Source organism: Halovenus anhuiensis, from assembly GCF_037080055.1.
Taxonomy (GTDB): Archaea; Halobacteriota; Halobacteria; order Halobacteriales; family Haloarculaceae; genus Halovenus.
Map to the genome: position 1 here is coordinate 237,967 of NZ_JBAOJI010000006.1, position 17,648 is coordinate 255,614.

At 61.8% G+C, this 17,648-nt stretch carries 23 protein-coding genes and 1 pseudogene; 13 read left to right on the forward strand and 11 right to left on the reverse strand.

Translation table 11 applies throughout. The annotated features are described in order from the left end of the window. Window positions 1-8: 8 nt before the first annotated feature. The 4 genes from V8P86_RS14925 to V8P86_RS14940 form a co-directional block, all read right to left on the reverse strand. A complete protein-coding gene (locus V8P86_RS14925) occupies window positions 9-1,922 on the reverse strand; it encodes a HAMP domain-containing sensor histidine kinase (protein WP_336328086.1) in 1,914 nt (637 codons plus the stop codon). Between the two features lie 118 nt (window positions 1,923-2,040). Next, window positions 2,041-2,631, reverse strand: a complete 591-nt coding sequence (locus V8P86_RS14930; RefSeq protein ID WP_336328087.1) for a DUF7411 family protein — start codon at window positions 2,629-2,631, stop codon at window positions 2,041-2,043. 1 nt (window position 2,632) lies between these two features. Then, on the reverse strand, window positions 2,633-2,980 hold the full coding sequence (locus V8P86_RS14935) for a DNA-binding protein (RefSeq protein ID WP_336328088.1): 348 nt from the start codon (window positions 2,978-2,980) through the stop codon (window positions 2,633-2,635). A 55-nt stretch (window positions 2,981-3,035) separates the two neighbouring features. Further along, window positions 3,036-3,761 carry a hypothetical protein gene (locus V8P86_RS14940; protein ID WP_336328089.1) on the reverse strand — a complete coding sequence of 242 codons (726 nt, stop codon included), beginning with the start codon at window positions 3,759-3,761 and terminating at the stop codon, window positions 3,036-3,038. A 217-nt stretch (window positions 3,762-3,978) separates the two neighbouring features. Here V8P86_RS14940 and V8P86_RS14945 point away from each other — a divergent pair, with 217 nt between their 5' ends. From V8P86_RS14945 to V8P86_RS14960, 4 genes are all read left to right on the forward strand, one after another. Then, window positions 3,979-4,617, forward strand: coding sequence for a 50S ribosomal protein L1 (locus tag V8P86_RS14945; RefSeq protein ID WP_336328090.1), 639 nt, complete (start codon window positions 3,979-3,981; stop codon window positions 4,615-4,617). Between the two features lies 1 nt (window position 4,618). After that, the gene (locus tag V8P86_RS14950) at window positions 4,619-5,668 is read left to right on the forward strand and encodes a 50S ribosomal protein L10 (RefSeq protein ID WP_336328091.1); all 1,050 of its coding nucleotides are present in this window, start codon (window positions 4,619-4,621) and stop codon (window positions 5,666-5,668) included. 9 nt (window positions 5,669-5,677) lie between these two features. Then, the gene (rpl12p, locus tag V8P86_RS14955) at window positions 5,678-6,031 is read left to right on the forward strand and encodes a 50S ribosomal protein P1 (protein WP_336328092.1); all 354 of its coding nucleotides are present in this window, start codon (window positions 5,678-5,680) and stop codon (window positions 6,029-6,031) included. 130 nt (window positions 6,032-6,161) lie between these two features. Further along, a complete protein-coding gene (locus tag V8P86_RS14960) occupies window positions 6,162-6,440 on the forward strand; it encodes a hypothetical protein (RefSeq protein WP_336328093.1) in 279 nt (92 codons plus the stop codon). Window positions 6,441-6,488: 48 nt separating this feature from the next. Here the strand turns inward: V8P86_RS14960 and V8P86_RS14965 are convergent, their stop codons facing one another. Next, entirely contained in the window at window positions 6,489-6,887 is a 399-nt protein-coding gene (locus V8P86_RS14965; protein ID WP_336328094.1) for an SHOCT domain-containing protein, read from the reverse strand. 88 nt (window positions 6,888-6,975) lie between these two features. Beyond that, on the reverse strand, window positions 6,976-7,713 hold the full coding sequence (locus V8P86_RS14970) for a proteasome assembly chaperone family protein (RefSeq protein WP_336328095.1): 738 nt from the start codon (window positions 7,711-7,713) through the stop codon (window positions 6,976-6,978). A 208-nt stretch (window positions 7,714-7,921) separates the two neighbouring features. Between V8P86_RS14970 and V8P86_RS14975 the strand changes: the two genes are divergently transcribed. Continuing rightward, window positions 7,922-9,097 carry a glutathione-independent formaldehyde dehydrogenase gene (locus tag V8P86_RS14975; RefSeq protein ID WP_336328108.1) on the forward strand — a complete coding sequence of 392 codons (1,176 nt, stop codon included), beginning with the start codon at window positions 7,922-7,924 and terminating at the stop codon, window positions 9,095-9,097. Window positions 9,098-9,150: 53 nt separating this feature from the next. Then, the gene (locus tag V8P86_RS14980) at window positions 9,151-10,266 is read left to right on the forward strand and encodes a CobW family GTP-binding protein (protein WP_336328096.1); all 1,116 of its coding nucleotides are present in this window, start codon (window positions 9,151-9,153) and stop codon (window positions 10,264-10,266) included. On the opposite strand, the gene V8P86_RS14985 is transcribed toward V8P86_RS14980, so the two are convergent. Further along, window positions 10,263-10,412, reverse strand: a complete 150-nt coding sequence (locus V8P86_RS14985; protein ID WP_336328097.1) for a hypothetical protein — start codon at window positions 10,410-10,412, stop codon at window positions 10,263-10,265. The two genes, V8P86_RS14980 and V8P86_RS14985, sit on opposite strands and share 4 nt — an antisense overlap. Window positions 10,413-10,567: 155 nt before the next feature. On the opposite strand from V8P86_RS14985, the gene V8P86_RS14990 reads away from it, so the two are divergent. Continuing rightward, a complete protein-coding gene (locus V8P86_RS14990; RefSeq protein WP_336328098.1) occupies window positions 10,568-10,735 on the forward strand; it encodes a hypothetical protein in 168 nt (55 codons plus the stop codon). Between the two features lie 70 nt (window positions 10,736-10,805). Here the strand turns inward: V8P86_RS14990 and V8P86_RS14995 are convergent, their stop codons facing one another. Further along, window positions 10,806-11,654, reverse strand: coding sequence for a hypothetical protein (locus tag V8P86_RS14995; RefSeq protein WP_336328099.1), 849 nt, complete (start codon window positions 11,652-11,654; stop codon window positions 10,806-10,808). A gap of 98 nt (window positions 11,655-11,752) precedes the next feature. Between V8P86_RS14995 and V8P86_RS15000 the strand changes: the two genes are divergently transcribed. The 3 genes from V8P86_RS15000 (at window position 11,753) to V8P86_RS15010 (ending at window position 14,032) form a co-directional block, all read left to right on the forward strand. Beyond that, on the forward strand, window positions 11,753-12,529 hold the full coding sequence (locus V8P86_RS15000) for a DUF1405 domain-containing protein (protein ID WP_336328100.1): 777 nt from the start codon (window positions 11,753-11,755) through the stop codon (window positions 12,527-12,529). Window positions 12,530-12,595: 66 nt separating this feature from the next. Beyond that, window positions 12,596-13,264, forward strand: a complete 669-nt coding sequence (locus V8P86_RS15005) for a potassium channel family protein (RefSeq protein ID WP_336328101.1) — start codon at window positions 12,596-12,598, stop codon at window positions 13,262-13,264. Between the two features lie 297 nt (window positions 13,265-13,561). Further along, window positions 13,562-14,032, forward strand: a complete 471-nt coding sequence (locus tag V8P86_RS15010) for a DUF7384 family protein (RefSeq protein WP_336328102.1) — start codon at window positions 13,562-13,564, stop codon at window positions 14,030-14,032. On the opposite strand, the gene V8P86_RS15015 is transcribed toward V8P86_RS15010, so the two are convergent. Beyond that, complete coding sequence (locus V8P86_RS15015; protein ID WP_336328103.1) at window positions 14,033-14,680, reverse strand: non-canonical purine NTP pyrophosphatase; 648 nt, start codon at window positions 14,678-14,680, stop codon at window positions 14,033-14,035. Window positions 14,681-14,723: 43 nt separating this feature from the next. Next, window positions 14,724-15,008 carry a DUF5808 domain-containing protein gene (locus V8P86_RS15020; RefSeq protein ID WP_336328104.1) on the reverse strand — a complete coding sequence of 95 codons (285 nt, stop codon included), beginning with the start codon at window positions 15,006-15,008 and terminating at the stop codon, window positions 14,724-14,726. 311 nt (window positions 15,009-15,319) lie between these two features. Between V8P86_RS15020 and V8P86_RS15025 the strand changes: the two genes are divergently transcribed. From V8P86_RS15025 to truA, 3 genes are read left to right on the forward strand one after another with little or no spacing between them, the layout of a single operon-like run. Next, entirely contained in the window at window positions 15,320-16,123 is an 804-nt protein-coding gene (locus V8P86_RS15025) for a TrmB family transcriptional regulator (RefSeq protein WP_336328105.1), read from the forward strand. Window positions 16,124-16,162: 39 nt separating this feature from the next. After that, complete coding sequence (locus tag V8P86_RS15030) at window positions 16,163-16,507, forward strand: cupin domain-containing protein (RefSeq protein ID WP_336328106.1); 345 nt, start codon at window positions 16,163-16,165, stop codon at window positions 16,505-16,507. Between the two features lie 21 nt (window positions 16,508-16,528). After that, the gene (gene truA, locus V8P86_RS15035; RefSeq protein WP_336328109.1) at window positions 16,529-17,338 is read left to right on the forward strand and encodes a tRNA pseudouridine(38-40) synthase TruA; all 810 of its coding nucleotides are present in this window, start codon (window positions 16,529-16,531) and stop codon (window positions 17,336-17,338) included. 16 nt (window positions 17,339-17,354) lie between these two features. On the opposite strand, the pseudogene V8P86_RS15040 reads toward truA, so the two are convergent. Then, a pseudogene (locus V8P86_RS15040) lies at window positions 17,355-17,648 on the reverse strand (2-oxoacid:ferredoxin oxidoreductase subunit beta); the annotation flags it as partial.

Below are 17,648 nucleotides of genomic sequence, written 5' to 3' on the forward strand. Positions count from 1 at the left end.
CGGGAGGACTACGCTGTCTCTTCTGACCGAGTCTCTAGATCGGCGAGCGTTATGATAACTGTCGATCCTTCACCGGTCTCGAAAGAAAGGTCTCCGTCGAGTGCCTCGACGCCCCAACTAAGCTGCCAGAGTCCGAGCCCACGTCCGTGCTGTAGTTCGGTCTCCGTTCCGGTCGACAGTGGTTCGAGTTCGGCCGCTGGAATACCTGGTCCGTCGTCACGAATCTCGATCCTGTGGCCATCAGCCGTCGATAGTATCGAAACGTGGACACTCGAGTCCGCATACTTGACGGCGTTTTCCAGCGGACTGAGCAGTGTCGTTCGGAGTATCTCGGCATCGGTCCGAAGCGTCGCCACAGACGGGAAGTCGGTGCTGATCGTCACCTCGTCGGAGTCGACTTGTGAGAGGAGATCGGACATCACTGACGTGAGGTCGACTGTCTTCGGCTTAGGATCACGCGTCATCAATTGATCGATGCGCCGGGCGCGCGTGCTGAGTTCTGCCAACCGATCTGCCGTCTCCAATACGGCTTCGGCATGGTCGCCATCTGTTCGGTCGGACAGCCGTTCCGCGTGGCTCCTGATGATGTCGAGACGATTCCGGACGTTGTGTCTGAGCAGGCGATTGAACACCTCGAGTCGTTGCTCGCGTTGTTCGCGTTCCTGGATGAACCCCTGTAGGTCATCACGCATGTTCACCATTGCCTCACCGACCGGCCCCGGCACCTCCTCGTCGAGTGCTTCGTCGTCGAACTCTCGCTGTGCGATCTTTTCTGACTGTTCGGTGATCGTTTCGAGGTAGCGTTTGGTCTTACGGAGACTCGCTTTGAGTTGTCCGACTTCGTCGATGCGGTCTCCCTCGGACACGTCGACCGTGAGATCACCCTCGGCGAGCGCTTCCGCCTGCGTCGAGAGTCGTCTGATCGAGTGGATCGGACCGAAATGAGTCATCCCGATAAGCAAGAGGAATCCGACAGCAGTGAGTCCAATCAACCCCGCCAGGTCGGTCTGAATCTGATTGGTCACCGCGAGTGCCGTCGACCGAGGAACTTCTTTCACTACGACCCAGTTGACGCCGTCGCTCGGCACGCTGTGGTATCCTCTCACCTCTGTGTCGTCCAGTTCGGCACCGCTGAGCGGCGCGAACTGATTCGGTCGATCCTCGATCTGTGACTCGACTTCCGTCGCGGTCGCTTCACCCTTGTACGGACGGAACTCGTCGGGGCTGTCCTTCTCGAACATCACGTAGCCGCTCACACCGCCGAGAACGACCGTATTTGTGTCTTCGGTCGCATCAGCCGCCGTCGCGACCCGTGTGCTCGGATGATACTCGCCGATCAAAACGTGGTTACCGTCCTGTGTTGGCGAGGCGATTGCGACCGACATATTCCCGTTGTCCAGATAGACCCACGAAACGAGCGTATCTGCCGTGCTATCGAACTGAAACGTCACTTCGTCGCCGGTCACGGTCTCTCCCCAGTCAATCTGACTCGCGGCCAGCGGCTCACCCGTCAACCCATCACTGCTCGCGATGATCTCCTCAGTCGTTCCGTTCGACGGCTGCTCTGTCGGCCGCTCGACGATATGGAGACTGACAAGTTCGTCCGGAGGCCGGCTGATCTCTTCGTTCAGTGTGGCCTCTGTCTGTGTCTGGTTCGACGGATCGATTCCCTCGTGTGACGATAACAACCGAATGGATTCCTGTTCACCCTCGAACCATCTGGCGAGACTCTCCGCTTCGAGTTCTGCGGTCCCTTCGACTGAATCTAACTGTTCCGCCGTGACCCGATCAGAGACCTGAGCTGTGATGATTGCGCCGCCCGCAATGATGACGATCGTAATGAGCAACGAAACGACCAGGAGCTTCAGAGCGTATCGTGACCGAACCTGCTCTGGAAGAAGCTCCGTGGTACGGCGGGCCATTTTTTGGCTAATTCAGCCTTGCACATACAAATATCCCGGTCATTGACCACAAGGGAAGCGTTCGCTGGTCGGCATCTCTTTTGATGCGCTACATGTCGTCATGCCGTCGACTTCGGTACTACCGCCGACCGACGACCCGCGATTGCTCGTGTTCGGGAAACATCTCCGCGACCGCCTCCGCTCCGTACTCCTCGGCGATCAACACTCGAAGCTCCGACTCGTAATCGCCCTTCTCGATTTCCTCGCTCGGTCCCGTCTCGACGCGCAGGTGTTCTTCGGCGAGTCGGTCGATTGCTCCGCGACCGATCCCCGCCAGTGGCGCGAGATGTTCCACGTCGTACCGATCCTCGACGCTCTGTGCAAGCGAGCGGGGGACCGTCGGCACGCGGTCGTCCCGACGAGTTCCGTCCGCGATGCCGTCGAAGTCGAGTTCGGCGGCACGTTCGAGGGCGTGCTCGTGGACGGTCTGGATGCCGTTGCGGGGATAGCCGTCGTCGACCATCTGCTCGATTGCATCGCGGGCTACCTCATCGTCGAGGTCAACGCGGCGGGTCTCGAAGCCGACGGCTTCGCCGGCAGCCATCGCGTGTTCGTAGTCGTCGGTGATCCCGAAGGTACAGCACAGAACGGTGAGATCGCAGTGGTCTTCGAGAAGCAGTGCAGCGAGCGTGGAGTCTTTCCCCCCGCTTGAGAGCAGGCCGACCTCCATCTCACCGGCGCTTGATATCGAAGTTTTTCGAGTCCGGCGTCAGTTCCTTGAGGAGCTGTTTCATCTTTTCTTCGTCAATTTCGCCCTGAATACGGCCACTCTGGGCCAGTGCGATGATCTGTTGTTCGACTTTTTCGCCCGCGTCGGGTTTGGACATCTTGACGGTGTTGAGTCGCTTGCGCGCGCCATCGCTGAGATGCTGGCGGAGGATGGCCTTCTTCTGGGCCTCGGCTTCCTGTCGCTGGGCCTCCATGGCCTCTTCTTGGCCCTCTCCCTGCTGTTCCTGCAGCTGTTTTTTCTTCTGTTCGCGGATCTTTTCTAGTTCTTCGTCGCTTGGCTCGCCGCTCATACTCTCATGTTGGCGAGTACGAGGCAAAATCATTACGGAAGGAACCCTCCACAGATCAGGCAACCTGGTCGGCATTCTCCCGGGCGATCAGATACAGCGGGACGATGACGATATTCAAACCGGGCAGCGCTGCCATCACCGCCCACTTCTGGGGTCCGCCGGTCCAGTTGGTCGTCGTCCGCAGATTTAGTGCATCGAGATAGATCGAAAGCGGCAGGAGCAGAAAGGTTGCGGCAAGCCAGCCGACGACGAAGGGTGTCGTCGCGATGAAGGCCGCCCCCGGCGAGAAGATGCCGACAAGTCCGATCACGGCCGAGGGAGCAAGTCCGGCGAAGATGCCGTAGACGGCGCTTGCGGTGCCACGAGGCTCGCCGTCGGGGACGACAGGCGCGTAATACCCCTCGGAAATCGTCAGTATCAGTTCGCGGTCGACCAACTCCTCGGCGCTGGCGACGCCCGCGACAGCGAGCAGTCGGGCGAGTCGGTCGTCGGGACCGCGGTCTGTCGGCTCGAAGTAGAGTACGAACACCGGCTCGTCGGTCTTTCTGACCGTCAGTCGGACGGCGACTGCCTCGGCCGTGTCGATCCCAGCCGGATAGTCCGTCGGGACGTTCGAGGCGGGGACTTCTTCGACCTCGCGGACGACGGCAGTGAACTGCTCGCCTTCGTCTTCACCGTCGGTGTCCGGCGGACTAGCAATCGGTTCGACTGGCTCCTCCTCGGCCGCTTCAGACTCGTCGGACTCCACTTCGGCGACCGATTGCTCGCCGTCCTCTGTCACAGTACTGCTCTTTCGGGGCGCAGTCCTCAAAACGATGCTGTTTGTCCGCTCCGCCACCGAATCGGTCGGCCGGTCGACCGCGCCAGGCCGCCGCAGGTGTCCGTTGCACACCGGTTCGACGGTTTTAAGTGTCGCATCGGCCTCTTGCCAACCGAGACAGGCTTTCGCCTGTTTCACTGACCCGTAGAAGCCATCTGGCGTACTACGGAGGTGAACAATGGCAGATCAGGAAATAGAGGAGGCAGTCTCTCGCGCGCTTGACGAGTCACCGGCTCGGAACTTCACCGAGACGGTCGACATTGCCGTCAATCTGCGTGATATTGACCTCAACGATCCATCGAACCGAGTCGACGAGAGCGTCGTCCTGCCGCAAGGCACAGGACAGGAAACCAGTATTGTCGTGTTCGCGGAGGGCGAGACCGCCATCCGCGCCGAGGAGGTCGCCGATGACGTCCTCGATGCCGACGAACTGGCAGACCTGGGCGACGATGACGACGCGGCGAAAGACCTCGCCGAAGACACTGACTTCTTCCTCGCAGAGGAACGACTGATGCAGGATATCGGGCGCTATCTGGGGACCGTTCTCGGTCCGCGGGGGAAGATGCCCGAACCAGTCAGTCCCGACGACGACATCGTCGAGGTCATCGAACGAATGAAAAACTCTGTGCAGATCCGCAGCGGTGATCGACGGACCTTCCACACACGTGTCGGCGCGGAGGATATGTCCGCCGAGGACATCGCCGACAACATCGACGTGATCATCCGTCGTCTCCACGCGGATCTGGAGAAAGGACCGCTCAACATCGATTCGGTCTACGTCAAGACCACGATGGGCCCGGCCACGGAGGTGGCCTGAGATGAGCACACAGGAACGCAAAACCGAGACGATTCCCGAGTGGAAGCGACAGGAAGTCGACAAGGTTCGTGACTTCCTCGACCGCTACGACAGCGTCGGCGTCGTCGCGATCACGGGCATTCCGAGCCGACAGTTGCAGGACATGCGCCGGAATCTCCACGGGTTTGCAGAACTCCGCGTCTCGCGGAACACGCTGCTCTCCCGCGCACTCGACGAGGCCGGCTCCGGCCGCGAGGAACTCACCGAGTTCATCAGCGGTCAGGTGGGACTCATCGGCACGAACGAGAACCCCTTCAGCCTCTTCCAGCAGCTGGAAGCCTCGAAGACCTCGGCGCCGATCAACGCCGGAGAGGTCGCCCCGAACGACATCGTCGTTCCCGAGGGTGACACGGGGATCGATCCCGGTCCGTTCGTCGGCGAACTCCAGAGTGTCGGCGCGAACGCCCGGATCGAGGAAGGCTCGATTCAGGTGCTCGAAGACTCGACCGTCCTCGAGGCGGGCGAAGAGGTCTCCGCGGATCTCTCGAACGTCCTCACAGAACTGGGCATCGAGCCAAAAGAGGTCGGTCTCGACCTGCGCGCCGTCTACGCAGACGGTGTGCTGTTCGAGCCAGACGATCTGGAACTCGACGTCGAGCAGTACCGCGCGGACATCTCCGCCGCGGCCGCTCGTGGACAGAACCTCGCGCTCAACGCCGAAATCGCGACGAGCCAGACGGTCCCGTCGCTGGTGGCCAAAGCCAGCGGCGAGGCCAAAAACCTCGCGCTGCACGCGGCAATCGAGAACGAGGAAGTCATGCCCGATCTGATCAGCAAAGCAGACGGGCAGGTCCGCGCGCTCGCCGCGCAGATCGACGACGAAGAGGCGCTGCCGGAGGAACTGCAGGACCTCGACGAGCCAGCAGCCGATGCACAGACCGACGACCAACCTGACGACTCCGAGGACGCCGACGAGGAGGAAGCCGAGGCCGACGAGGCCGACGAGGCCGATGCAGAAGACGACGCCGAAGACGACGACGACGTTGGCGACGCACTCGGAGACATGTTCTAACACATAACCATGGAATACGTATACGCAGCACTCATCCTGAACGAATCGGGCGAAGAGATCAACGAAGAAAACCTCACGAGCGTCCTCGAATCCGCGGGCGTCGACGTCGAGCAGTCCCGTGTCAAGGCGCTTGTCGCCGCACTGGAAGACGTCGACATCGAGGAAGCCGTCGAGGAAGCGACCGCAGTGCCCGCCGCAGGCGGTGCAGCCGGTGGTTCAAGCGGCGCTGCCCCGGCTGACGCCGGTGGCGAAGAAGAGGCCGAGGAAGAAGAGGCCGAGGAAGAAGAAGAAGCAGCCGACGAAGGCGACGACGACGAAGAGGACGGCGACGCTGGCGAAGGACTCGGCGAACTCTTCGGCTAATCCACAACACTTCTTTCATTTACTCACTCGATAGCTGCAGCACCGCAGGCAGCGTCAGCGGGCACAGAACTCACGGCGAGAGTGTTGCCAACCAGTCCACCTATACGCGTGTCGCTCCATAGTCATTGGTATGACAGAACACGAGGAGGCTTCTCGCACAGAGACAGACGCGAATCCGAAGAAACTCTCCGCAGTCGGTGGCTTCGTCGGAACCGTGCTCGGTTCACGAGTTAGCCGCACCGGAGCAGCCCTCGGGGCAATCGTCGGCGGGACCGTCGGCTATCTCGCCGGAGCGGTCGGTGGTTCTCCTGCCGAGACTCCCGTCTCAGACCCTGTCGCTATCGACGTGGCCGACGGGGACGACGAGGGCGAAGACGATTCGTCCGCCGACACAGACAGCGACGAATAGGACGGTCACTCCCGGCCTTTTCCTCACCCTGACAGGCGTCGTCGTTGGTTAGTTTTTCCGCTCAGTAGCGGTGTCGCGGCGGTCGAGGTGCGATTCAGTCTCGATTAGCCGTTCGAGTCGGCGCTCGAACTCGGTGTCCGATAACTCACCGCGGGCGTACCGCTGGCGGAGTCGTGCCAGTGCAGCGTCCTCATCCGGCGTCGCATTCGTCGAACCACTGCCTGTAGACTCTTTCCGTCGGGGACTGTCCTGACGGTGCCGAGCGACACCCATCGCGACTGGCAACACGACTCCGAATCCCAGGACGAACGTGATCCAAAAGTGCTCGAACCCGGCCGCCAGCAGCGTGAACGCGACCAGCAGTGTTCCTGCCGATATCACGCCCGGAACGACGGCCATGAGCGGACTGTCCCCGCACGCAGATGCCTTTCGCTCGTGTGAAACCATACAGCAGTGTTTCTGGTCGCCGGATGCAAGCGTTTCCCCAACATGTTGGGAGGTTCGATAGTTCGCTCTCAGCGCACCGTTCGGGCGCTCACTGGTACATGCCGAGTGGCTTCGCCTGTGAACTCTCCTGCTGGGTGGCTTCCTGCATCCGCTGGGCGAGTTTCTCGCGGGCCTCGGCGATTTCTTCGGCCTGATCGACCAGTTTGTCGGTGTCGATATCGACCGACAGCAGCGGTTCGATGGCATTGACGAGCACGGTCCGGGCGGCTTCGGGGTCGGGAAACTGGGGATTCGCTTGCACGACGATGCCGATGGCGGCCAGTTCCTGTTCTCCGGCTTCGGCCAGCAGCGCGCCCGTCGGGCCACTGATCATCCCGCTTTCGGAGGGTGCGTCGATGTCGTGGTCGGCCAGTCGGTCCTGGGCGGCCCCGACGCCGACGCCGTACATCTTGGGCGGATCGGCTTTCTCCTGTGGGAGGCCACTCAGGTAGATCGGTAACACGTCGTTGTCGGCAAGCCAGCCGGTAACACAGCTTGCAAACTCCGGGGCAGATTCGGGCGAGACCGGAACGTCACTCTGGAGCGCGAGCAGGTCCCGTTGTTCGTCCGCGTAGATCCGCACTGGCGGACGGATCGACCGGTCGCCCTCCTCGTAGACCGCCGTCCGTGGGAGGCCGTCGCAGTGACAGGACGCGTAATACTCCATCTCGAAGTTCTCGACCAGATGATCAGTCGCAATTTTCCCGACGATACCGACACCCGGCAACCCTTCGACCAGCATCGGGGAGTCGAGATTGAGATCGGTGTGTTCTCGAACGTGTGCCATATCTGGAGACACACGCGCAGACGACTTAAGATTCGGTGACAGTAGCCGCTCACCCGAAAGCCCCGACACCCGCAGACCAACCGCTCTCCGCGACTGGTTAATAATCTCGCCGTCCGAAGTAGCATCTAGAAATAACAGATGAAAATGTTTTACTAGCGTGATTTATGGTCGATTCGCCCGTAGTGAAGAGTGGTGGTAACTCATGTCAATGAACGCCGTGGTTTATAAGGGACCACATGATGTCGCTATCGAAGAGGTGCCGGAACCGGAGATCGAACATCCAAACGATGTCGTTATCGACATTACGACGACGTGCATCTGCGGGTCCGACCTGCACATGTACGAGGGGCGGACTGCCGCCGAAGAGGGACTCATATTCGGTCACGAGAACATGGGGGTCGTCACAGAAGTCGGTGAAGCGGTGTCGACACTCGAAGAGGGGGATCGGATCGTCCTGCCGTTCAACGTCTCCTGTGGGTTCTGTCAGAACTGTGAGAACGGCTACACCGGGTTCTGTACGAACGTGAACCCGGGCTTTGCCGGCGGGGCCTACGGCTACGTTGCGATGGGGCCGTATCGGGGGGGTCAAGCCGAGAAGCTTCGCGTCCCGTACGCGGATCACAACGCGCTGAAACTCCCGCCCGGCGACGAACACGAGGACGCCTTCTCACTTTTGGCAGACATCTTCCCGACCGGCTGGCACGGGACTCGGCTGGCGAATCTCCAACCAGGGGAATCGATCGTCGTCTTCGGCGCGGGGCCCGTCGGGCTCATGGCCGCGTACAGCGCCAAGATCCAGGGCGCCTCGGAGATTTACGTCGTCGACCGCGTCCCCAGTCGGCTGGACCTCGCCGAAGATCACTGCGACGCGACCGCGATCAACTTCGACGAAGGTGACCCGGTCGAGCAGGTGATCGACGCTCACGGTGGCGAGGTCGACAAGGGCGTCGATGCCGTCGGCTATCAGGCCCTCGATCCCGAAGAAACCGAGAAGGGCGACGACTACTCCTACGATCCCGCCAAGGAGAATCCTGCGGTGGTGATCAACAGTCTGATCCGGGCCGTTCGGCCGACCGGGGAACTCGGTATTCCCGGGCTGTACGTCCCAGAAGATCCCGGCGCACCGGACGAAATGGCCGCACAGGGTCGGCTCGGAATCGACTTCGGCAAACTCTTCGAGAAAGGCCAAGCGCTGGGCACCGGCCAGTGCAACGTCAAATCCTACAATCGCGAACTGCGCGATATGATCATCGAGGGGCGGGCCGATCCGAGCTGGGTCGTCTCACACCGGGTCAGTCTGGACGAAGCGCCCGAGATGTACGAACGGTTCGACAGCCGCGAAGAGGAAGACGAGGCGATCACGAAGGTGCTGCTCGAACCCTGATCGGGATCACATCGTGACCGATCATCGGGTTCACGACTCCAACTCTCCAATTTATGAGCACGACACAACTCGAACAGGTGCCGGTAACAGTCATCAGCGGACCGCTCGGGGCCGGAAAGACGACGCTCGTCAACCGGCTACTCTCGAACCCCGGCGACCGCCGACTGGCCGTCATCGTCAACGACATGGGTGAGGTGAACATCGACGCCGAACTGATCGAATCCGAGGCGGACGACGAGGGGATCGTCGACCTCTCGAACGGCTGTATCTGTTGTCGGTTGCAGGGCGATCTACTCGACCAGGCCCGCCGACTCGCGACCGACCGCGAGTTTGACCATCTGGTTGTCGAGGCGTCGGGCATCTCCGAACCGCTGCCGATCGCTCAAACGCTCACTCGGGGGGTGGACGAAGACGCCGACCCACCCGAGGCGTACCGTCTTGATGCCGTCGTCTCCGTCATCGACGCCTACGGCTTCTGGAAGGCCTTCGATCCCGAGGAATCGCTGCCGGAGGCGGCTCCAGATCCCGAGCGACCGCTGACGGACGTGCTTGTCGATCAGATCGAGTTCTGTAACGTCTTGCTGTTGAACAAATGCGACATGGTGCCCGACGATGCCCTCGACGAAATCGAGGCAACGATCCGGGAACTCCAACCCGAAGCGGATCTCTATCGGACGACCTACAGCGATATCGACCCCGGACTCGTTCTCGGCACCGGACAGTTCGATCTCGCGGCGGCGAAGCGGACACCAGGCTGGAAGCAGGCACTCGCCGGGGATGGTCACGACGGACACGATCACAGCGAGAGTGCCGCCGAGCGCCACGGCGTCGAATCAACCATTTACCGCGCGAGTCGACCGTTCGACCCGGTTTCGTTCGCTGACTGGCTCGACGAGTGGGAGGGCAACGTCGTCCGTGCGAAGGGATTCACGTGGGTGACTAGCCGCCCCGAGGAGGTCCTCGGAGTGAGTCAGGCGGGCCCATCCGTCCAGGCGGGGCCAATCGGAGAGTGGGGCGAAGACGAACCGCTGACGAAACTGGTTTTCATCGGGCGCGACCTCGACACAGATCGACTCCGAACGGAACTCGACGAGTGTCTCGCACCCGAAGGATGGGACGCCGAAACGGCCCTCTCCTCCCGAGAGGATCCGTTTCCGCGGGAGAACTAGTACACCTCTTCGCTCAACTCGTCCCAGGATTCGTGGAAGCCGTACTCGGCCTCCGTCGTCGCCGCCATCGCCTGCTGGTACACCTCGTCGTACTCGATCAACTGCGTCCAGCCGTCGGCAAACCCGTAGTTACAGTACTGGCACATAGCTATTGTTTTGACGACAACCTGCTTAGCCGTTTCGCCGCCTGCGGTGAACTGCACTCTCCGGTTGTCATTTGGCTGGTCCTGTTTGTCTAATGACTTCATTGGTTGCCATATCGTGGCAACTTTTTTATGCGCGTACCACTGAACGGTGTGCAATGGTTACGTACCGGAGTGGGAGTCACGTACAGAGCGCGACAGATCTCGTCGAACGTGAGTGCAATCACTGCGAGTGGGACGCGGTCGCAACCTGTTATCCTGACCTGATCGAGAGGTATCAGGGACACCTTCGGGAGGAGCACCCGAAGGCGTGGCTTCGCTGCTGATCACCAGCCGATCACGACCGGCATTTGCATCCGTGATCGTTCTGAGGCGAGTGGTGGCCCCGTAGCCCCGTCAGTTCAGATTCCGGTCGAGCATCTCGGTCACACGCTCGAATTCTTCGATGTCGGCCCGGTCGAATCTGAACGGTGATCCGACATCGCGCTCGATGACGAGCGTCCCGTCTTCGACGCGGTAGGTCGGGAGTTCCTCCCAGGAGGCGAACGTCGCGCCGAGGGCGATCCGCGAGCCGAGGTAATTCTCGAAGATCAGCCCTTCGTCGACGACGTACGGCTGCATCCTGAGTCCCGGGACGAACAGCAGGACGGCCGGAAGGACGAACAGCACGGACACGTAGTTCTCCCAGGAGACGATCATCGCCGCAGTTGCGAGTAGAGTCCCAGCCAACACGGCCCTGAGCGGTCGCCGCCATCGGTCGTCGAGGACACTCCCGAAGAGGCTCGTCTCCGGAAGCGCGAGTACCACGGTCGTCCGGTTCATCGCGGCCGTGCTTTCGCTGTCCTGTCCGGCCTGAATGACTGCCGCCCAGCCGACGACCATCAGCAGCACCGCTCCCAGTCCGGGCCAGAACGCCTCCCCGGATCCGGCTGGGAGTTCACTCATCCCGAGCACGAGGACGACCACGAGCGCCGCGGCCAGCGGCAGCCAACTCAACAGGGTCCGCCGTTTGCTGGCGAGTAGCCACCGGATCGATCTGATCGACAGCAATCGAGAGCCGACGACGGCACCGAGAGCCGCACCGACGACTGCTGCAGCGACGCTGGCTAGGAGGACAGGTTGATTCGTCGTTCTCGCTCCGAGCACTGCGAGCAAGGCGAAGACACCGGCGAGCCCTGCACCCGACCCGACTGTCAGGGCTGTTCGCTCGGACGCGAGCGTCGCGGGGGGCGTCTGCTCGTCCATGTGGCTGCATTTGTCAACAGTCACAAGGAACATTTCGATTCGCTCACCCGTACGGGCCAACCGCTACAATTTTGCTCGGCCGGCCAGACATACGGACAATGAGTGCTGGCGTCGGGCAGCGAATCGACGGAGTCGTCGCGAGATACTTCGACCGACCGGTCCCCGACTCCCGGGGGCTCCCTCGCTACGTCGCGCCGCTGCCGGAGTGGCTCGAAAACGTGGGCCTCCGGCTGGCGTGGCCGATTGCGCTGGTCAACCTCGTCGGGACGCTCTTTGGCTTCTGGTACTACGCGGGACAGCCGTTTGATCTCGCGCCGCCGCTCGTCGAGGGCCAACTCGGTGCCGCACCGCTGGCCGCCTACCCGCTCATCCCCGACTCGCCGGTCGCGACCATGTTTATCGGCCTCTCGCTGATCGCGTGGCGACTCGACCTCGATGCCGGACCGCTCCATATGCTTGCCTTCTTCGGCTGTATCAAACTCGGCCTCTGGACGCCGTACGTCCAGTTGGTTCTCAACGGCTCGGCCGGCATCGCCCCGTGGCTCTACTGGTTTCTGATCCTCAGTCACGCGGCGATGGCCGCCGAAGCCTTTCTGATCCACCGCTACGCGAGCTTTTCGGTCGGCTCGGTCGCCGTCGCCCTCGCGTGGTACGGGTTCAACGACGTGGTCGATTACTTCTGGCCGGTGCTGGAAGGCCCGCATCACACCTGGCTGCGAGCCGAACCGTACCTCTCGGCCGGGACGTTCGATCACTCCGTGCTCGCCCACGACCTCGCCGCCGCCTGGGCAGTCGTGCTAACATTTCTCGCGGTCTTTTTCGCGCTCGCGACCCGGGTTGCGATTCTCCAGAGCCGGATCGCTGGGGCCGACTAACCCCGACTGTCCCGTCGATCCTATACCAGGGCTAACGTTTTCACGGGTGATGCCGTATGTCAACACATGAAATTCGTCATCGTCGGCTTCGGGCGGGTGGGAATGCGGACGGCCCGGACGCTCGAAACGGAGGGCCACGACGTGGTGGTCGTCGAGCAGGACCCAGAGCGGGTCGAGCGCGCTACCGAGGAGGGGTTCGAGGTCATTCAGGGGGACGGCTCGACGGAGGCGGTGCTCGAACAGGCCGGGCTAGACACGGTGGATGCCCTCGGGGGATTGACCGGCGATCTCAACACCAACTTCCTCGCCTGCGTCGTCGGCGACGCCCACGGCTGTCGCACGGTGTTACGGGTCAACGAAGACTTCAGCGACGAACTGTACGAGAAGTACGCGAGTAGCGTCGACGAGATCATCTACCCCGAACGGCTCGGCGCGGCGGGGGCAAAGACCGCACTGTTGGGCGGTGATTTCGACGTTATCGCCGATCTCACCGAGGAGCTAGCGGTCGCAAGCGTCAAGATTCCCGAGGGCTCGCCGGTTATCGGCAAGCGGGTCGTCGCTGTCAAACTCCCTGGAGAGACGCGGATCTACGCCCACGGCCGTGACGACGAACCGCTGTCGATCCCGCTGCCGCGGACGCGGATCGAGGCGGGCGACTCCATCGCAATCTTGACCGATTCCGACACGTTGCGAGAGGTCCGGGAGACGCTGCGCGGCGAGGCAGTCGCTGGATAGCGAGAAAACGGGGGCGCGTGGCGAAACACACCTGCATCAAAGGCAGGGCGCGCCGTGGAAGGATGGGAGCTGTGGGCACAAGATGTCTGGACACGCGCCCGTCTGGATGCACTTCAGTGAGATGTATAAAGGCCCGTCAGACACCCGTCTGACGGGACCGAGAGCTTTTCCTCAGCGCTGTGCGTAACCGACTCATGACCGACCAGTCGAGTTGGGCCGATCTCTTCGAGCGCGCACACGAGTACGACGTGACGACCGACGGGATCCGTCGGGAACTCACAACCCAGCGGGACAGCGATGAATGAGGCCAACCCCGCCCGGATCGTCGCCGACGCGGACGTGCTGGCGGCGGACCTGCTCGTCGGCGGGCCAGCACGTGAGGCACTGGACCACATCCGCCGCCACGACTGGGTGGAACTGCTCGCCAGTGATCCGCTACTCGACGACGCCGAGGCAGTGATTACTGCCCTCACCGACGATGACCTCGCCGCGGCGTGGCGAGACCGGATCGAACGAGAGCGGGTCGCCGTCACTCACCCCGAGGGCGATCACCCGGCGCTGGCCTCGGCGTACCAGGGCGAGGCGGCACATCTGCTGACCTTCGACGACGACCTCTCGAGCGCGGCGACGAATCGCTCGCTCCAGCCACACATGACTCTCAGTATCCGCTCGCCAGACGCGTTCGCGCGGCTGTTCGATTCCGAGAGCCTGTACGAAAGCATCCACGACGACGAGTATCCCGGCCCGGATCGGGATCCCCGTGCCTGATCACCGGTCGGCCGTCTCGTACCACTCCGCGAACTTCGCGAGTGCTCGGCCCCGGTGGCTGATCGCGTTCTTCTCCTCGGTATCCATCTCGGCGTAGGTCTGCCCATCGTACTCGAAGATCGGATCGAAGCCGAATCCACCATCGCCTCGGGGTTCGACGATCTGTCCTCGTGCCACGCCCTCGAACAACCGGACCGGCAGCGCCTCACCATCGACCTGTTCGTCGGTCGTCGCATCGGCCCGGGCCTCCACCGCGATGTCCTGCCCGCGTCGGTCCGTATCAACCGGGTCTGGCGTCGCCTCGAAGGAGTCGCCGTCGCAGTAGGCGATCACCGCCCGGAAGGCACCGCTGCGCTCGTCTTCGCGCTCGGCGAGTTCCCAGACGCGCTCGATACCGAGTTTGTCTTCGACGTACGAGGAGTACGGGCCAGGAAAGCCATCGAGGGCGTCGATTGTCAGCCCGGAGTCGTCGACGATCACCGGCTCACCGGCGTGCCGATAGGCCGCTCGTGCGCCGTGAGCGGCGACGGTGGCCAGATCCGCCGCCTGGCGCTCGGGATAATCGAAATCCAACTGTTCGACCGATTCGTCGAGATACTCCCGGGCTTCGGCGACCTTTCCCGGGTTGGTCGTGACGAAATTGATCATACCCACTGTCGGAGTGGGATCGTAAAAACAGGGCTGATTCGGCTCAGTCGACGACGACTTCGACTGGTTCGTCTTCCTCGGTTTCCTCGCTCTCTTCTTCGGTCTCGTCGGAGCCGGATCGCTCCTGATACAGCAGTGCGCCGACGAGTGCGAGAACGATCCAGGACCGCCAGTTCGCGAGATTGAGCGTGTAGCCGATGCCGAACTCCTTTTTGACGAGCATCTCCTCGCCGGGTTGCCAGTACGAGGAGAGCAGCCCTCTCAGACTCGGCTTCTCGAAATTGTACGGGATACCGAACAGTTCTCCCGAGGCGGGTTGATCTGCCATACGCATCTGTACACTCGCCTGCATTAAGATGGTTTCCCTCCGGCCGTTGAAGGAGTGGCCCCCGGCATACAGTGGTTGGGACAATGTATTCCGGCGGCCAGATAACGATACGCTGTCTCCGCTCATAATCTTTGTGATTGTAGTAATAACAAACGTCCGGACTTGATACTCCCCGAGTGTATAGGTGAATTTATCATTACCTATTATAACTTTTGTCGCTGATTTGGGACCTAATTATCTCTGTTGAGTATCTGTACTCAGATTTAATAAGGGAGGGGCGTAAAAATTGACGCAGGTCGAGTGGTTGGGACATGACAGAGCAAACCCCGCAGAATCGGGCTATCGAAGAGTTAGAACAGTTCGGGCTTCGTGAGTACGAGGCGAAATGTTTCGTCTCCTTGACAAAGATCACGTCTGGGACCGCGCGGGAAGTGAGCGAGCATATCGACGTGCCCCGGACTCGAGTGTACGAGGCGGTTCGGTCGCTCGAATCGGACGGTCTGGTCGAGATTCAGCACTCCTCCCCGCAGCGATTTCGGGCGATTCCGATCACCGAGGCGTTGCAGGTGCTCGAACAGCAACACGAAAACAGGATCGAACGGCTCGAACAGTCGTTACGGCAACTCAAGCGGACGACCAACTCCGAGACGAACGGTACGGATCCCGAGATCTGGTCGCTCACCGGCGCGGAGACGATCACGACCCGAGCGAAACGGCTGATCGACGGGGCAGAGTCGGAAGTATTGCTGTTACTCGGAGACGTGCAGGCGGTTTCAGATGGTGTCAACAACCGGCTCATTTCGGCGACCGACCGTGGCGTCGATGTGGTCGTCGGCGCCGGCTCCGAATCGCTCCGAACAAGCATCTCCGAGTCTAGTTCCGAGATTTTCGTCTTCGATTCGGAGTTCGACTGGCTGACACAGCCAGATCACGACGCCGGCATCTCCGTCGGGCGGTTACTCCTCATCGACGACGAGGGATTACTCGCGAGTACCGTCGTTCGTTCTGACGGTACGGTTCGCGAACGTGCAATCTGTGGGAACGGATCGCACAACGGGCTCATCTACGTGCTTCGTGGCCTCCTCTCACAGTATCTGGACCGCCCCCCGCGGTAGTGGCTGAAGGCTTTATATCTCGAATCCGTCTGTCGGGATATGGAGTCGATGTCACCTGCCGACGGTCGGACTGTCGAGGTTGTCGATGGGGTTCATCTCACACAACTCGTCTCGGGCGAGCGAACCAGCGTCCAGCATTTCCACATCGAATCGGGAGCGACGGTCCCGGAGCACAGCCACGAACACGAACAGACGGGCTACGTCGCCAACGGTACGTTCACCTTCGTGATCGACGGCGAGGAACACGTCATCAATCCCGGCGAGTCATTCGTAATTCCGCCGAACGTTCCCCACGCGGCCGAAAATCGCGCGGAGATGCCGGTCAACGGCATCGATGTGTTCAGCCCGCCCCGTGCAGAACCGCCGTGGATCGAGGACGCCTGACGGGGTGACTCGATGGGCGAGATGCGCGCCGTCCGCGTCGCGTACGACGGCCGTCCGTACCACGGCTTCCAGCGCCAGCCAGACGTTCCGACTGTGGAGGAAACGATTCTCGGTGCACTCCGCGCACTCGACATCCTCGACAGCGACGAGGAGACGCCGCCGGGATACGCCGCCGCCGGACGGACCGACGCGGGCGTCTCGGCGCTCGCTCAGACTGTCGCTTTCGAGTGTCCCGACTGGCTCTCTCCGGCCGCGCTGAACAGCGAACTTCCCGAATCGATCCGCGCGTGGGCGAGCGCTGCGGCCCCGCCGGAATTTCACGCGACCCATCACGCAACTGCCCGCACCTACACCTACTACCTGCACGCACCCGCGGCCGACGAATCCGCCGCGCGGGCCGCACTGGATGCCCTCTCTGGCAGCCACGACTTTCACAATCTCACGCCGGACGACACCGGCACTCGGCGGGAGCTCTCGACAGCGCTCTCTCGGGAGGGTTCGATGCTCGAACTGACGTTTCGGGCCGGCGGATTCGCCCGCCAGCTCGTCCGTCGGCTCGTCACTCTCGTCGACGAAGTTGCCCGTGGGGAATCGGACCTCGATCGGATCAACCGCGTCCTCTCGCCGGAGCCACTCTCCGGCCCAGAGGGCGTGGGGCCTGCGCCGGCGTACCCACTGGTGTTGACCGACGTGGCATACCCTGACCTCGATTTCGGGTCTGATCCAGACGCCGCTGCGACGGCCCGTGATCTATTCGAGTCGCAGCGAACCGAGTACTCGACTCGTGCCCGCGTCGCTGAAACAATCTCGGACGGAATCGACCATCGATAAGTAAAAAACGTGTGGCTCAGTAGAACTCGCGAACGAGATCCATCGCGCCCTCTGGTGCGCCGTCGGGCACGGTGTTCATCGGTGCCTCGATGCCTTCCTGCTCCTCGAATGGCACGCTGTTTTCGTTCTGGTAGATGAGGCCCTGGTACTCCTTGTCGCCGCTGAGGATGACCTCTTTGGCGTCTTCGCGGTCGGTCGGGTCGTGGTCGTCTTCCTTGAGGTCGACCAGCGAATCGCGGAAGTAATCGTACGTATCCACGTCGTTGAACGTGACACACGGCGAGTAGACGTTCACGTAGCCGAAGCCGTC

What these genes read in the sequence shown, in the direction of transcription:
- V8P86_RS14925 (WP_336328086.1), bottom strand. Translation starts at nt 1,922, where the DNA reads ATGGCCCGCCGTACCACGGAGCTTCTTCCAGAGCAGGTTCGGTCACGA.
- V8P86_RS14930 (WP_336328087.1), bottom strand. Translation starts at nt 2,631, where the DNA reads ATGGAGGTCGGCCTGCTCTCAAGCGGGGGGAAAGACTCCACGCTCGCT.
- V8P86_RS14935 (WP_336328088.1), bottom strand. Translation starts at nt 2,980, where the DNA reads ATGAGCGGCGAGCCAAGCGACGAAGAACTAGAAAAGATCCGCGAACAG.
- V8P86_RS14945 (WP_336328090.1), top strand. Translation starts at nt 3,979, where the DNA reads ATGGCAGATCAGGAAATAGAGGAGGCAGTCTCTCGCGCGCTTGACGAG.
- V8P86_RS14950 (WP_336328091.1), top strand. Translation starts at nt 4,619, where the DNA reads ATGAGCACACAGGAACGCAAAACCGAGACGATTCCCGAGTGGAAGCGA.
- rpl12p (WP_336328092.1), top strand. Translation starts at nt 5,678, where the DNA reads ATGGAATACGTATACGCAGCACTCATCCTGAACGAATCGGGCGAAGAG.
- V8P86_RS14960 (WP_336328093.1), top strand. Translation starts at nt 6,162, where the DNA reads ATGACAGAACACGAGGAGGCTTCTCGCACAGAGACAGACGCGAATCCG.
- V8P86_RS14965 (WP_336328094.1), bottom strand. Translation starts at nt 6,887, where the DNA reads ATGGTTTCACACGAGCGAAAGGCATCTGCGTGCGGGGACAGTCCGCTC.
- V8P86_RS14970 (WP_336328095.1), bottom strand. Translation starts at nt 7,713, where the DNA reads ATGGCACACGTTCGAGAACACACCGATCTCAATCTCGACTCCCCGATG.
- V8P86_RS14975 (WP_336328108.1), top strand. Translation starts at nt 7,922, where the DNA reads ATGAACGCCGTGGTTTATAAGGGACCACATGATGTCGCTATCGAAGAG.
- V8P86_RS14980 (WP_336328096.1), top strand. Translation starts at nt 9,151, where the DNA reads ATGAGCACGACACAACTCGAACAGGTGCCGGTAACAGTCATCAGCGGA.
- V8P86_RS14985 (WP_336328097.1), bottom strand. Translation starts at nt 10,412, where the DNA reads ATGTGCCAGTACTGTAACTACGGGTTTGCCGACGGCTGGACGCAGTTG.
- V8P86_RS14990 (WP_336328098.1), top strand. Translation starts at nt 10,568, where the DNA reads ATGGTTACGTACCGGAGTGGGAGTCACGTACAGAGCGCGACAGATCTC.
- V8P86_RS14995 (WP_336328099.1), bottom strand. Translation starts at nt 11,654, where the DNA reads ATGGACGAGCAGACGCCCCCCGCGACGCTCGCGTCCGAGCGAACAGCC.
- V8P86_RS15000 (WP_336328100.1), top strand. Translation starts at nt 11,753, where the DNA reads ATGAGTGCTGGCGTCGGGCAGCGAATCGACGGAGTCGTCGCGAGATAC.
- V8P86_RS15005 (WP_336328101.1), top strand. Translation starts at nt 12,596, where the DNA reads ATGAAATTCGTCATCGTCGGCTTCGGGCGGGTGGGAATGCGGACGGCC.
- V8P86_RS15010 (WP_336328102.1), top strand. Translation starts at nt 13,562, where the DNA reads ATGAATGAGGCCAACCCCGCCCGGATCGTCGCCGACGCGGACGTGCTG.
- V8P86_RS15015 (WP_336328103.1), bottom strand. Translation starts at nt 14,680, where the DNA reads ATGATCAATTTCGTCACGACCAACCCGGGAAAGGTCGCCGAAGCCCGG.
- V8P86_RS15020 (WP_336328104.1), bottom strand. Translation starts at nt 15,008, where the DNA reads ATGGCAGATCAACCCGCCTCGGGAGAACTGTTCGGTATCCCGTACAAT.
- V8P86_RS15025 (WP_336328105.1), top strand. Translation starts at nt 15,320, where the DNA reads ATGACAGAGCAAACCCCGCAGAATCGGGCTATCGAAGAGTTAGAACAG.
- V8P86_RS15030 (WP_336328106.1), top strand. Translation starts at nt 16,163, where the DNA reads ATGGAGTCGATGTCACCTGCCGACGGTCGGACTGTCGAGGTTGTCGAT.
- truA (WP_336328109.1), top strand. Translation starts at nt 16,529, where the DNA reads ATGCGCGCCGTCCGCGTCGCGTACGACGGCCGTCCGTACCACGGCTTC.